A 12,563-nucleotide genomic window follows, 5' to 3' on the forward strand; every position below is an offset into this window, starting at 1 on the left:
GGAGAAGCGCTGATGTTTCACGAGATCGAGGACATCGAACAGGAGAGGGACCGGCTGTCGCACCGACCGTCGTCGGAACAGGTACCGCCCGTCCTGTCTGCGTTCGATGTACGGACATACTGTTCTGTCCCGGAGTTCGACGCGATGCTGCGATCCGTTCTCGCCCCTGCTCTGCAACTCGCCGTCTCACATCCTTTCGACGAAGGGTCACTCCCCGTCGGAACCCTCCCCGATTGGTTCGTAGCCGCATCCGGAACCCCGGCATCGGCCCCCGAGCATGTGAGGCGAGGTGCGGAGCGCTATTCCGCCGCGATCGGTGGTGGGTTGTGGAAGCCGCAGGAATGGCTGTACCAGTTCGACCCGGAATCCGAGTTCCGAGGATGGGCTTGGTGGGATCTGACGCAGGTGGGCGAGAACCTGGCGCGTGTCTGGGTGGATTCATGGGGCGAGTCCTTCTTCGCCTGCGATGAACTCCGCTGGGCCGCCTACGTGTCCGGTGCCGAAGAGGTGACCGGTCCGATTCTGGTGAAGTCCGCCGAGTGGATCGCCGCCACCGCTCGTTGACTCTCTGACTTTACTCAGCTCTGCTCAGGCCACCCCAGCCGGAACCAGCGGCGCGAAGAGGCGGGCCAAGCGACTTGCTCCAAGCGGCTTTCTGAAGTCCTGTCGGTAACTGGTCGGGAACCGGGGGCCGGCCCAGGTGCGGCGATGGTCAGGAGCTGGCCGCGAGAGCGGCTGTGGAAGAAGACGTGGGCCTGTCGTCTGCAGCCGGGCCAGGAGACGGCGGTGTTGGCGATGTACATCTGGCCGTTGTCGCAGATCAGCTCGTTCGATGAGGGGGGAGCCCGTCAGTTGCTGCAGCAGGTCGGCGAAGTCGGCGGTACGACGTCGGTCGAGCCGGTAGACGAAGGTGGACTCCTGGTGCCGCCCCGCCGTTAGGCCCGATCCTCGAAGCCGAGCAGCTGTCCCTTCGGAGCCGTAGCGGTTGACCAGGTCCTTTGTAGTCGTCCGGCAGTTCGCGGTGCGGCGCAGTGCAGTCGCCACCAGACCCAGTCGCCGACGGGCGGTTGCGCGGGCGGTCGTACGAGCTGATTGGGCTTCTGGATATGGCGAAGGGCCTGATGCCCTCTAGACCCTCCCTTTGCACCCCGTTGGTTGCAGCCGCGAAAACCCCCGACGGACAGTAACCATGGCCGCCCTGTGCCCCACGGGACTGAAGTGGCGGTCGGACGAGCAGCGCGTACACGGGGGTCGGAGTGGCGGATCACGTCAAGGTGTCCACGTCGGAGCTGAAGGAGATCAGCCGGTCGGTGGGCAAGCTCAAGTCGCACTTCGAGCATGCCAAGGACCTCGTCGACTCCTACGACGCCGAGATCGGCTCCGGCGATGTCGCCTCCGCACTGGACGACTTCGCGGACGACTGGAAGAAGAAGCGCAAGGAGCTCTGTGACGGGCTGGAGTTCCTCGGGAAGACCGCAGGCGCCGCGGCGAAGGCGTATGACGGGCTCGACCAGCATCTTGCCGGCGCGCTGCTGAAGGCCCAGTCGGGGGACGGTGGCAAGGGCAAGTGAGCGACGACTTCTCCGGTGTCGACTGGCAGACGGCGCGGTACGACGACAAGGCGTTCACCCCGGGCGATCCGTACGAGGTGGCCCGGCTCGGCAAGCGCATCGCCGACACCGCCAAGCTGATCGAGGAGCAGGCGGGCAAGCTGCAGAACCTGGTCGACGGGAACGGGTGGGACTCCGACGCGGGACGGGCCTTCCAGGACAAGACCCATGACACCGTCGGGCTGCTCACCAAGACGCACCAGCGGTACGCGGCCGCCGCCACGGCCCTCGGCTCCTCCGTCCCGTACGGACCCGTGTCCGATCAGGCGCGGGAGAACTGGGCCACCGCCCTCAACCACGCGCAGAGTCTGGTGCGTACGGCGCTGACGAAGGCCAAGGACGCGGACGGGGACGGCAGTCGGGCTCAGAAGCAGATCGATCAGCATCCCGGGCCCGACGAACACCCCGACAAGCAGAAGCTGAAGCGGCAGAAGGACGCCGCGGACGGGGAGTTGGAGGCCGCGAAGAGGGATCTGCGGCGTGCGCTGGACTACCGGGACACGCAGGCCGGATACGCCGCCAAGGCCATTCGGGACGCCATCGACCATGACGGGCTGAAGGATCCCAAGCATCACTGGTGGGACAACTGGAAGGACTGGGTCGCGGAGGTCGGGCACTGGGCGGGGGTGGCCGCGGCTGCTCTCGGTGTGCTGGCCCTCATCTTCAGTTGGGTGCCGATCCTCGGCGAGGTGCTCGGCGCGCTGGCGCTCATCGCCTCGGTCGTCGCTCTGGTCTGCGACACCATCTCGGCGCTGGACGGCAAGGGAACCTGGCTGGACGTCGCCATCGACGTGATCGGCGTGCTGTCCTTCGGCGCCGGGCGGATCCTGGGGACGACGGCCAAGGAGGCGGCCACGGCGGCCCGCGCCTCCTCCGCCGTAAAGGACTTCCAGTTGGCCCGGGAGATCGGGCTGAATCCGACGGCTGCCCGCGACCTCGCCGAGACGCTCAACGGGGTCAGGCCCGGGGAGATCGGCAAGGCGCTGTCCGAAGGGCCCGCCGAACTCCTGCCGCGGATGCGCTCGGTGGTCAAGGAGACGTTCAACGTCAAGGGATACGTCAACGACATTCGCGACGCCCGGGAAGTGCACGCGGCGGCCAGGGCCTTCGCGAAGGAGGCCCCGAAGATGTCGGAGATCGCGGACTCCTCGTTCAAGACCATGGCAGGTCGGGCGAAGGCCCTCTACTACGGCAGTCAGGCAGTGCCTCTCCTGGCCGGTTGGGCGAACCTGGCCCATACGCACCCCGACGAGCCGTCCATCACCGGGCCGAACTGGTTCGAGGGAGCGAAGACGCTTCCGGTGATCGGCGCCGGTGGAACGCCGTTCTACAACTGGCACTGGAGCACCAGTGGCTGACACCGGTCGGCCGCCCAGGATCCCAAGGCCGAGGAAGCAGGGATCACGTGGCTGGCAAGGATGAGCGGTCCGTCGACGAGCTGTTCGCGGAACTGCCGGAGAAATGGCAGCGGGCGCTGGAAGAGGTCGGCATGGGGCTGCCGGAACTGCGGCGTATCGGTGCCGGGCCGGACGGCATGCAGCGGGTGCGGCGCATCCTCTCCGAGTTCTCCACCAGTCCTCGGCCCGCGCGGATGAGTGACGGCAGGGGATCGGCGGCGTGGCCGTGGGGCCGACTGGTCCTGCTGGCCGCCGCCTCGGTCGTCGTCTGCCTGCTCCTCGGCCTGTTCATCGGCAAATCGGCGGGGTTCGTCGGCCTGGGGCTCGGGATACTGGTGATCTGGCTGGCCTTCAAGACCCCGGACACCCGTGGAGTCCCTGCCGCACGGTTCCTTACGGTGGCGGCCTACTTCGTCATGGTCCTGATCGGGACGTCCTTCGCCAACGCCTGGTATCTGCAGCTGCGCGGCGAGGAACAGACTGTCACCATCGCCTCCCCGGCCCACCAATGGACCCACGGCACCCGCGAGACGTACTGCAGGGTCCGGCTGACGGACGGTTCAGTCCACGAGGTCATCGACAACAAGGACAACTGCGCCGATCGAGTCGGGCAGACGACCGTGGCCGTCGTCGACCCGTCGGGCCACTACGACCCCTCCCTCGGTACGAAGTCCGACATCGGCGGCATCGTCGAGGGGTACGTCTGCCTGGGTGCCGCGGTGGTTCTCGTGCTGACGCCGGTGACCGCCGTCGTCATCGGACGACGAGACCGGAACCGCGTGCTCGGGACGGTGGCGTGACCGAGGCGAATACAGCGGACGAGCTGTTCGCACAGCTGCCGGGCAGCACTCGACGCACACTTGAGCACAGCGGACTGGGCCTGCCGGAGCTGCGCCGGATCGCCGCCGAGGACGGCGGTGAGCGGCGTGTGCGACACATCATCTCCGAGTTCTCCCCCTCCACCGACAGGTGGGACCCGGAGGGCGACGGCCCCGTATGGCGGTGGATGCGGCTGCTTCTCGTCGCCGTGGCGGGCGGGGCCGTCTGCCTGTCGGCCACGTATTTGATCGGCCCGTACGCGCTGCTCGTGGGCGTGGCATGCGCACCGGTCGTGGGGTGGGCCGGGTACCGGGCGTGTTCGTCGCCTGCGGGGATCGTCGCGTACTGCTTCGTCGGAGTCTCCTACGTCGTCCTGATCTGGGTCGGTTCCGGGCAGGCCGACCAGTGGTATCTGCACCTGCGCGGGCAGGAGGCCATGGTCACGTACGCGAAGCCCGAGCGTTCGGAGTCGCACGGGGTTTCCAGTCTGTACTGCCGCGTCAGGCTGCCCGACGGCTCGGTCCGTCAGGTGATCGGCAACGACAAGTGGTGCACGGACGGGACCATGGTGGGCACGAGGACCCGGGCGGTGATCGATCCGGCGGGCCACTACCGGCCGTTCCTCGGAGGCAGGTCGGAACTCGGGTTCGGCTTCTGGGACCACCTCTGCCTGGGCGCCGCCGCGGTCCTCGTCCTCGTCCCGGTGACCGCTGCGGTCATGAACCGGGTGAGCGAGTCGCGGAGCAGTAGACGCGGCCGAGCGATCGGTACTGCGGCATGACCGACGAGCCGGACAAGACGAGCGAGATGAACACGACTATGGCTACGGCGACCGACGCCATCAACCCCGATCCCTCACCCTCACCGGCACCCCCCTCCGACTACCGCCTGGCCGTCCCCGAAGGCTGGGAGCGGATCGTCCTCGACCCCGACCGCTGGCCCCACCGCATCGACAAGCTGGTCAACCGCGGCCTGCGCCGTACGAAGGCGACCCCGCAGCTCAAGGCGGCGCTCGCGGAGCGGATGCGGGAGCAGGCGCAGGCCGCGCATGCGAACGGTGGCGTGGAGATGTACGTCGTCAATCAACTCGTCGGCCAGGTACCGGTGTCCGCCGGTCTCGTCGTCACTCTTCTCCAACCCCCGACCGGCACCGCCCCCGGCGATCTCGCCGACATCGCGATGTCCCTCGCCGCCCGCGCCACCCCCGACGCCGAGGTCACCACGACCGACCTCCCGGCCGGCCCCGCCGTACGCCATCTCTACCGTCGCCGCCCCGCGCCCGACGACCCCGACGGCAACAAGCTCACCGTCACGCACCTCGACGTGTATCTCGCCGTCCCGAACGCCGAGCAGCGCCTGCTGCTGTCCTTCTCCACGCCCATGGAGCCGTTGGCCGACGCCCTCGTCGGCCTGTTCGACTCCATCTCCCGCACCCTGCAATGGATGGCCTGATGCCCGCCTTCTCCTCGTCGACCGTGCGTATGAAGGCACCCGAGGACGCCGTCGCCCTGCCGGTGCGCGAACCGGTCGACCTCGCCTTCTGGGCCTTGGACGCGGCTCGGCGGCGCGTGGGCGAAGGCGGGGACGAGCGGTTGATCGAGGCCTTGGCCGAGGAGCTCCGCGAGGCCGCCGCCGACGCGCGCACCCGGGGCCCCGTCACCGCCTTCTCGTACGTCCCCGAGCCCCGTCTCGGCGAACTGGCCCGTGTCGAGCTGTCCGCCCTGGTCGCGGACGACACGTACCCGACGATGACCGTCGATCTCCTCCGCCGGTACCTGACCACCCCCACGCCGATCTCCTTCCGCCCACCCGAGGCCGAGCCCCGCGAGCTCCCCGTCGGCCCGGCGGTCCGCGTCCGGCACGCGTACGTCCAGGACGCCGACCGGGACGGGACCGGAACGATCCTGGAGACCTGTGCGTACGGGATCGTGCCGGACGCCAAGTGGGGGCTGGTGCTGCTGACTTCTTGGCGGGAGCAGGCCCACACCGACAGGCTGTGCACGCTGACGGACGGCCTTGCGGAGGCGGTTGCCGTCAGTTGAGGTGTCCCCCCGCCGAAGCCTTCACGTGTCGCCCTTTGGTGTGAAGGGGCGAGGCCTCCGGTAACCGCTGACCGTGCCCCACACGACCGTCACGACTGCGGCTGTGGACCCGATGGCCAGGAGAGACGCGTTGACAATCGCCCAGGTGGTGTTGACCAGATACGGGGTTGTAAGGGAGATGTAGCCCTTTCCCAGCAGGTAGCAGCAGCCGAAGGTTCCGATCAGGTTGCTCCACGCCGTCGCGACCAGAAAGAGATCCCTCGCGCGCAGCCACCCGGCCAGCAGCACGACCATGATCAGTGCCAGGGCCACCGGTGGGCCGCCGCCGAGCCGGGGTTCGTACGCTGCGAGCTTCGTGGCGAGCCAGGCGCCGGCCGGTATGCCGGCGAGGTTGAACGCGAGGGCCACGGCTCCCCGCCAGGCGGCGCCCAAAGGAGTCCGCTCGGGCCATGTGGGTTCTTCGGGAGCGTCGGGAACGTCAGGAGTGGTGTGGAGGTCCGGCTTGGTCATCTGTTCGGGCTCAACCTTGGAGTTGGCGAAATGTGACGGCAGATACTGGAAGAACTGCGCCGCAGCCCGCCGCAGCGAGCAAAGATCATGGCACGGCCGCCCAAAGGCTTCGTGAGTGAATCGTGCAGGCCTCATGGCCGCCCCGTGAGGAACGCCCCGGTTCGGGCAACATGTCGGTGCGGCAACGGATTCGCGCCCGCACAGGTACCGACACAGGTGGCGGCCTTCCCGTGCCAGGCCACAACTGGGAAACCTGCACTTCAAGTTGCAGATGAATAACAGTGGGTGGGCTGCGGTCCATGGGTCAGGACGCGCCTTGAGGGGCTTATGTGCGGCTGATACGGTGCCATGGCTTGACACTCGCCCCTGCCGTGGCTAATCGCCCAGGTCGGGCGGTACGTCCGGCGCGTCCCGGACGTCGGTGTCCGGGCAGGCTCGGGGTGAAGTGTCCGGATTTGCAGGGTATTTGACAGACGTGTCAGACACATTCTTGGCTGTACGGGGAGCGGTTGCGTGAAGATCCAAGAGCGTACGGGGGCGGGCGCAGGACGTTCTGCCGCTCCGGCTCAGCCGTCGGTCGGTGACCGCCTTCCCACTCCGCCTCGCGAGCGCAAACCCGCGCTGGCCGCGCTGGCGGTGCTGCTGATCCTGGTCGGTGCGCTCGGCGCGACGATGCTCGTACTGCGGGCCGGGGACCGGATCGAGGTCGTCAAGGTGACGCAGGAGATCCCCGCGGGCGGCGCCGTCACCGACAGCAACGTGACCTCCGTCATGGTCGCCAAGGACAGCGGCATCCACTACGTCGAGTGGTCCCAACTGGCCAGCCTGAAGAAGCTGAAGGCCGTCAACACCATCCCGGCCGGAGCCGTCGCCGTCGGCGAGATGTTCGGCGACCAGAGCGGTGTCGGCGAGGGCAAGGCCCTCGTCGGTCTCTCCCTCAAGGCGGGTCAGTACCCGAGCGGGATCGAGGCCGGGGACGTCGTCGCCGCCTACCGCGTCCTGAACGACACCGGCTCCAACTCCAACAGCAGTTCCTCCTCGTCCTCCTCGTCCGCCGGCAGCAACTCGCTGATCGTCGAGCGGGCCACCGTCGCTTCCGTCCCGAAGGAGGGCGGCGACGACCTGGTCAGCAGCACCAACAAGGCGATCACAGTGACCGTCGACAGCGACAAGGCCGCCGCCCTCGCCCAGGCCGCCTCCAACGGCCAGGTCGCTCTCGTGCTCGTCTCCAGCAAGTAGAAGGCGACGGAAGCAGACCATGGCCCTCATCGCCCTCGCCGCCGACAAGGGTTCCCCCGGCGTCACCACCGCGGCCGTCGCCCTCGCGGCGGTCTGGCCGCGTCGCGTCCTGCTCGCCGAGACCGACCCGGCCGGCGGCGACCTGGTCTACCGGAGTGCCGCCGCGCACGGCGGTCCGCTCAACCCCAACACCGGCATGCTGTCCATCGCGGCCACCGCCCGCCGCGGCCTGGTCCCCGACCAACTCTGGGACCACGTCCAGCCGTTGAGCGGCGGCCTCGAAGTCCTCGTCGGTCTCGGCAACGCCGAGCAGGCCGCCGGTCTCGCCGGCCTCTGGCCGACCCTGGGCCACGCCTTCTCCTCGCTCGCCGACTCCCCGAACGCGCCCGCCGACGTCATCGCCGACTGCGGCCGCATCGCCGGGGACACGCCCGCCGTCGACCTCTTCCCGCACGCCGCCCTCGTGCTGCTGATCAGCCGCACCGAGCCGGAGGCCATCGCCCGCGTCCGTGACCGCGCCGCCGCCCTCTCCAACCGGCTGCACGGCGGCCCGCGCGGCGCCGCGAGCCTCGCCACCCCGCTGGTCGGCGTGATCCTCGTCGCCGACACGAACAACGCGGGCAAGATCTCGGGCCAGGTCAACGACATGCTCGTACACGCGCAGACCGGCGCCCGGGTCGTCGGCACCATCGCCGACGACCCCGCCGGAGCCGACCAGTTGGCCGGCCGCAAGCGCGGTCGCCTCGACAAGTCCCTGCTCATCCGCTCGGCCCGCAAGGTCGCCGCGGACATCTACCAGCAGTACGGCGCCGCCTGGTCCGTCTCGGCGCAGGCCCACCACGGCCATGTCAGCGGCCATGCGGGGGCCGGGGCATGACCGCTGTCGACCACCAGTTGGTCAAGCGGTTCCGCCAGGACGCCGGCGACCGCATCGCCGAGCAGCGCCGCCTCGACCAGGCGAACAACGTCACGCCGATGTCCACCGAGGACGAGCGGCAGTACGCCCGCGCGGTCATAGCCCAGATCCTGGAGGACTACGCCCGCACCGAGATCAACGCGGGCCGTACGCCTCTCGACGCCGAGACCGAGGAGCAGTACGCGGCCGCCGTGCACGCCGCCCTCTTCGGCGTCGGCCGGCTGCAGCCGCTGCTGGACAACCCCGAGGTCGAGAACATCGACATCAACGGCTCCGACCAGGTGTTCGTCGGGTACGCCGACGGCCGGGAAGTGACAGGCGATCCCGTCGCCGAGACCGACGAGGAGCTCATCGAGCTCATCCAGGTGCTCGGTGCGTACTCGGGTCTCTCCTCCCGTCCCTTCGACTCCGCCAACCCGCAGCTCGACCTGCGGCTGCCCGACGGTTCGCGTCTGTCGGCCGTCATGGATGTGACGCGGCGCCCCGCGCTCTCCATCCGTCGCGCGCGCATGGGCAAGGTCTTCATCTCCGACCTCGTCGGCAACGGGACCATCGCCCCCGAGGTCGCGCACTTTCTCGCCTGCGCCGTACGCGCCCGTAAGAACATCATGATCGCGGGCGCCACGAACGCCGGTAAGACGACGCTGCTGAGGGCCCTCGCCAACGAGATCCCGCCGCACGAGCGTCTGATCACCGTCGAGCGGGCGCTCGAGCTCGGGCTCGACACCTTCCCCGAACTCCACCCGAACGTCGTGGCGTTCGAGGAGCGGCTGCCCAACTCCGAGGGCCAGGGCGCCATTTCCATGGCCGAGCTGGTCCGCCGGTCCCTGCGTATGAACCCCTCCCGGGTCATCGTCGGTGAGGTCCTCGGCGACGAGATCGTGACCATGCTGAACGCGATGTCGCAGGGCAACGACGGCTCGCTGTCCACGATCCACGCGAACAGCTCCAGCGAGGTGTTCAACCGTATTTCCACCTACGCCCTGCAGGCCTCCGAGCGGCTGCCCATCGAGGCCAGCCAGATGCTGATCGCGGGTGCGGTGAACTTCGTCGTCTTCATCCAGCGGCGCAACAACTACCAGTCGGGCGGCCGCCTCCAGCGCATGGTCACCTCGGTCCGCGAGGTCAACGGCGTCGACGGCCGCGTGCTGTCCAGCGAGGTGTTCGCCGAGGCGCCGGACGGGCGGGTCGTACCGCATGCGCCCATCGCGTGCGTGGAGGAACTGATCGCGTACGGCTACCGGCCCACCGGCACGTGGGGGTGACATGACTTACGAGGCTCTCGGCTCGCTCGGTTCCATGGGCGGCCTGTTCTCCACGACCGTCCTGTACTCGATCGGCTGCGGTGTCGCCGTCGGCGGCGGGCTCGCCCTGTTCATGGTCGCCGTACGCGGTCTGCCCGTGAAGCCCGACCACGAGAAGCAGAAGGCCGCCGAGCGGGCGAGCGAGCTGATCCGGTTCGCCGGACAGCGCGGCTCGCTCGCGGCCATCGTCGGTCTGGTCGTACTGCTGCTGACGCGCTGGGCGGTGGCCGGCATCGCGGCCGGCGTCCTCGTCTTCTTCTGGGACCGTCTCTTCGGCGGCGCCTCGGAGGAGAAGGCCGGCATGCGCCGCGTCGAGGCCCTCGCCTCCTGGACGGAGTCGCTGCGCGACACCATCGCCGGCGCGGTCGGCCTGGAGCAGGCCATCCCGGCGTCGGCACGCGCGGCGGCCCCGGTCCTGCGCCCCCACCTGGACGCGCTCGTCGACCGGCTCCGGGCCCGGACCCCGCTCCCGGAGGCGCTGCAGCAGCTCGCCGACGAGATCAACGACGCGTCGGCCGACATCATCGTCGCCGCCCTCATCCTCAACGCCCGGCTGCGCGGCCCGGGTCTGCGCCAAGTACTCGGCGCCCTGGCCAAGTCGGCGCGCGAGGAAGTCGACATGCGCCAGCGGGTGATGGCCCAGCGTGCGTCGACCCGCCGTTCGGTCCAGATCGTGGTCGCCGTCTCCATCGCCTTCGTCCTCGGCCTGTCCATCTTCAACCGCGACTTCGTGGCGCCGTACGGAACGGCCGTCGGCCAGCTCGTACTCGCCTGCGTCTGCGGCCTGTTCGCGCTCGGCTTCTGGTGGCTGCGCAAGCTGTCGACCATCGAGACGCCGGAGCGGTTCCTCGTGCGCGACGAATCGTCGGTCCAGTTCGTACGGCCCCGTACGCCGGGCCAGCACGCGCAGCAGGAAGAGGGGGTACGTCGGTGAACCTGACGATGCCGATCGTCGTCGGCGCGGTCCTGGGCCTGGGCATCTACGCCCTCGTACGTGCTCTCATGCCGTCGAAGCGCAGCGCGGTCTCGCAGGTCGCGCGGATCGACGCGATGCGGGCGCGGGGAGCGGCGTACGAGTCCGCGCGGACCACGGCCGACAAGGGCCGCCTCGGCTCGCTCAGGGCCGAAGTCGGCGACCGCGTGGCCGAGTTCTACGTGCAGCAGGGCTGGGAGCAGCGCTCGCTGCGGGCCGACCTGGCGGTGCTGGACCGCAGCTGGGAGAAGTTCCTGGCGACCAAGGTGCTGCTGGGGGTGGCGGGCCTGTTCTTCGGCCCGTTCCTGTTCGCGGTGGTGTGGACGCTCGGCGTCGGCACGAGCCCGATCATCCCGGTCTGGCTGGCCCTCGCCTTCGCCCTGGTCTTCTTCTTCCTGCCCGACCTGGAGGTACGGCGGGACGCCGCCGAGAAGCGGCGCGACCTGCGGCGCGTGATCGGCGCGTACCTGGACCTGGTGTCGATGAGCCTGGCGGGCGGGCGAGGCCTGCCGGAGGCGCTGATGGCCGCGGCCGAGGTCTCCGACGGCTGGGCGACACAGCGCATCCGCAACGTGCTGGCCGACGCCCGCATCACCGGCATCAGCCAGTGGCAGGCGCTGGGGCAGCTCGGCGAGGAGATCGGCGTGGAGGAGCTCAAGGACCTCTCCGCCTCCCTCGCCCTGGTCGCGGACGACGGCGCCAAGGTCCGCGAGTCCCTCGCCTCCCGCGCCGAGACCATGCGGCACCGCGAACTCGCCGAGATCGAGGGCAGCGCGGGCGAGAAGTCGCAGTCGATGCTCGTGGCCCAGCTGCTGCTGTGCGCGGGCTTCCTGGTGTTCCTGATCTTTCCGGCGGCGATGCGGGTGTTCCAGGTGCAATGACACACGGCGCAATGACACACGCCCGTACGGCCCAAGACGACGAACGACTACCGGCGAACTGCTTCTGAGAGGACAACTCACCATGATGGGACGGAACTTCAACACCGGCATCCCGGCGATGGACTTCCTGGTCACCTTCCTGCAGGGCCGTGTGCAGCGCGCCCGCTCCGGCGAACTGGACCGCGGCGCCTCGGCGGTCGAGTGGGTCATCATCTCCGCGGTCGTCGTGGCGATCGTCGGCGTGGTGGCCGCGATCATCAACGCCGCGCTGAGCGACGGTGCACAGAAGGTCTCGAATTGCATCAGCGGTGCCAAGGCGAGCGGAACCTGCTGACAACGGGCCGTACGCACAACGGGGTTGAGGGGAATGCCGGCCAACGTGGGCAGATGGATGCGCCGCAGGGTGAGGACCGCACGCGAGGCGGCGGCCACCCGCGGTGACTCCGGCATGACCGCGATCGAGTTCGTGCTGCTCACGCCGGTCCTGTTCTTCATGATCTTCGCCACCGTGCAGTTCGCGCTGTACTTCTTCGCCGACCACGTGGCCCAGGCGGCCGCCCAGGCCGGCGCACGCAAGGCCCGCGCGACGGCGCACGACCAGCCGGGCGCGTGGCGGGGGGAGGCCCGGGACGTGGTCGACAGCTACATCAGCCAACTGGGCCCGCAGCTGGTGCTGTCGCCGAACGTGGAGATGCTCCAGCCCGAGCAGAACACGGTCGGCGTGGAGATCACGGCGAAGGTTCCGGCGGTGTTCCCGGGGCTGAACCTCACGGTCCATGCCCAGTCGGAGGGGCCGGTGGAGCGGTTCGTACGGGAGAACGGGAACTAGCCGATGCCCCTTTCCCGTATTTCTCGTCTCAGCCGTATTTCTC

At 69.1% G+C, this 12,563-nt stretch carries 16 protein-coding genes; 15 read left to right on the top strand and 1 reads right to left on the bottom strand.

All coding sequences use genetic code 11. The features are described 5' to 3' along the window. The first annotated feature begins 12 nt into the window (after positions 1-12). The 8 genes from ACFY1L_RS06905 to ACFY1L_RS06940 all read left to right on the top strand — a co-directional run bounded on the left by ACFY1L_RS06905 (position 13) and on the right by ACFY1L_RS06940 (position 5,868). A complete protein-coding gene (locus ACFY1L_RS06905) occupies positions 13-564 on the top strand; it encodes a hypothetical protein (protein ID WP_388819371.1) in 552 nt (183 codons plus the stop codon). A 144-nt stretch (positions 565-708) separates the two neighbouring features. After that, on the top strand, positions 709-939 hold the full coding sequence (locus ACFY1L_RS06910; protein WP_388819373.1) for a hypothetical protein: 231 nt from the start codon (positions 709-711) through the stop codon (positions 937-939). A gap of 317 nt (positions 940-1,256) precedes the next feature. Then, a complete protein-coding gene (locus tag ACFY1L_RS06915; RefSeq protein ID WP_388819376.1) occupies positions 1,257-1,571 on the top strand; it encodes a hypothetical protein in 315 nt (104 codons plus the stop codon). Then, entirely contained in the window at positions 1,568-2,968 is a 1,401-nt protein-coding gene (locus ACFY1L_RS06920) for a hypothetical protein (protein WP_388819379.1), read from the top strand. Before ACFY1L_RS06915 ends, ACFY1L_RS06920 begins: the two co-directional genes overlap by 4 nt. Positions 2,969-3,015: 47 nt before the next feature. After that, positions 3,016-3,807 carry a hypothetical protein gene (locus ACFY1L_RS06925; protein WP_388819382.1) on the top strand — a complete coding sequence of 264 codons (792 nt, stop codon included), beginning with the start codon at positions 3,016-3,018 and terminating at the stop codon, positions 3,805-3,807. Beyond that, positions 3,804-4,607: a hypothetical protein gene (locus tag ACFY1L_RS06930; RefSeq protein WP_388819385.1), complete on the top strand. Its 804-nt coding sequence runs from the start codon at positions 3,804-3,806 to the stop codon at positions 4,605-4,607. Before ACFY1L_RS06925 ends, ACFY1L_RS06930 begins: the two co-directional genes overlap by 4 nt. Then, positions 4,604-5,278, top strand: a complete 675-nt coding sequence (locus ACFY1L_RS06935) for a hypothetical protein (protein ID WP_388819388.1) — start codon at positions 4,604-4,606, stop codon at positions 5,276-5,278. The genes ACFY1L_RS06930 and ACFY1L_RS06935 overlap by 4 nt, the downstream gene beginning before the upstream one ends. After that, complete coding sequence (locus ACFY1L_RS06940; protein ID WP_388819391.1) at positions 5,278-5,868, top strand: hypothetical protein; 591 nt, start codon at positions 5,278-5,280, stop codon at positions 5,866-5,868. The genes ACFY1L_RS06935 and ACFY1L_RS06940 overlap by 1 nt, the downstream gene beginning before the upstream one ends. 21 nt (positions 5,869-5,889) lie before the next feature. Here the strand turns inward: ACFY1L_RS06940 and ACFY1L_RS06945 are convergent, their stop codons facing one another. Beyond that, positions 5,890-6,378, bottom strand: a complete 489-nt coding sequence (locus ACFY1L_RS06945) for a hypothetical protein (protein ID WP_388819394.1) — start codon at positions 6,376-6,378, stop codon at positions 5,890-5,892. A 513-nt stretch (positions 6,379-6,891) separates the two neighbouring features. On the opposite strand from ACFY1L_RS06945, the gene ACFY1L_RS06950 reads away from it, so the two are divergent. The 7 genes from ACFY1L_RS06950 to ACFY1L_RS06980 all read left to right on the top strand — a co-directional run bounded on the left by ACFY1L_RS06950 (position 6,892) and on the right by ACFY1L_RS06980 (position 12,520). Then, a complete protein-coding gene (locus ACFY1L_RS06950) occupies positions 6,892-7,617 on the top strand; it encodes a hypothetical protein (protein WP_388819397.1) in 726 nt (241 codons plus the stop codon). 19 nt (positions 7,618-7,636) lie between these two features. Further along, complete coding sequence (locus ACFY1L_RS06955; protein ID WP_388819399.1) at positions 7,637-8,494, top strand: hypothetical protein; 858 nt, start codon at positions 7,637-7,639, stop codon at positions 8,492-8,494. Then, positions 8,491-9,798: a CpaF family protein gene (locus ACFY1L_RS06960; RefSeq protein ID WP_388819402.1), complete on the top strand. Its 1,308-nt coding sequence runs from the start codon at positions 8,491-8,493 to the stop codon at positions 9,796-9,798. Before ACFY1L_RS06955 ends, ACFY1L_RS06960 begins: the two co-directional genes overlap by 4 nt. 34 nt (positions 9,799-9,832) lie before the next feature. Further along, complete coding sequence (locus tag ACFY1L_RS06965) at positions 9,833-10,771, top strand: type II secretion system F family protein (protein ID WP_388821108.1); 939 nt, start codon at positions 9,833-9,835, stop codon at positions 10,769-10,771. After that, positions 10,768-11,691, top strand: a complete 924-nt coding sequence (locus tag ACFY1L_RS06970) for a type II secretion system F family protein (protein WP_388819405.1) — start codon at positions 10,768-10,770, stop codon at positions 11,689-11,691. The genes ACFY1L_RS06965 and ACFY1L_RS06970 overlap by 4 nt, the downstream gene beginning before the upstream one ends. Before the next feature lie 82 nt (positions 11,692-11,773). After that, entirely contained in the window at positions 11,774-12,025 is a 252-nt protein-coding gene (locus ACFY1L_RS06975; protein ID WP_388819408.1) for a hypothetical protein, read from the top strand. Positions 12,026-12,058: 33 nt separating this feature from the next. Beyond that, positions 12,059-12,520 (top strand): TadE/TadG family type IV pilus assembly protein, encoded by a 462-nt coding sequence (locus ACFY1L_RS06980; RefSeq protein WP_388819411.1) that lies wholly within the window; start codon positions 12,059-12,061, stop codon positions 12,518-12,520. Positions 12,521-12,563: the final 43 nt, after the last annotated feature.

Source organism: Streptomyces sp. NPDC001663 (genome assembly GCF_042893105.1).
Lineage (GTDB): Bacteria > Actinomycetota > Actinomycetes > Streptomycetales > Streptomycetaceae > Streptomyces.

Excerpts from the sequence above, each read along its gene's own strand:
- ACFY1L_RS06905 (WP_388819371.1), top strand. The coding sequence starts at position 13 with ATGTTTCACGAGATCGAGGACATCGAACAGGAGAGGGACCGGCTGTCG.
- ACFY1L_RS06910 (WP_388819373.1), top strand. The coding sequence starts at position 709 with ATGGTCAGGAGCTGGCCGCGAGAGCGGCTGTGGAAGAAGACGTGGGCC.
- ACFY1L_RS06935 (WP_388819388.1), top strand. The coding sequence starts at position 4,604 with ATGACCGACGAGCCGGACAAGACGAGCGAGATGAACACGACTATGGCT.
- ACFY1L_RS06940 (WP_388819391.1), top strand. The coding sequence starts at position 5,278 with ATGCCCGCCTTCTCCTCGTCGACCGTGCGTATGAAGGCACCCGAGGAC.
- ACFY1L_RS06945 (WP_388819394.1), bottom strand. The coding sequence starts at position 6,378 with ATGACCAAGCCGGACCTCCACACCACTCCTGACGTTCCCGACGCTCCC.
- ACFY1L_RS06955 (WP_388819399.1), top strand. The coding sequence starts at position 7,637 with ATGGCCCTCATCGCCCTCGCCGCCGACAAGGGTTCCCCCGGCGTCACC.
- ACFY1L_RS06960 (WP_388819402.1), top strand. The coding sequence starts at position 8,491 with ATGACCGCTGTCGACCACCAGTTGGTCAAGCGGTTCCGCCAGGACGCC.
- ACFY1L_RS06965 (WP_388821108.1), top strand. The coding sequence starts at position 9,833 with ATGGGCGGCCTGTTCTCCACGACCGTCCTGTACTCGATCGGCTGCGGT.
- ACFY1L_RS06975 (WP_388819408.1), top strand. The coding sequence starts at position 11,774 with ATGATGGGACGGAACTTCAACACCGGCATCCCGGCGATGGACTTCCTG.
- ACFY1L_RS06980 (WP_388819411.1), top strand. The coding sequence starts at position 12,059 with ATGCCGGCCAACGTGGGCAGATGGATGCGCCGCAGGGTGAGGACCGCA.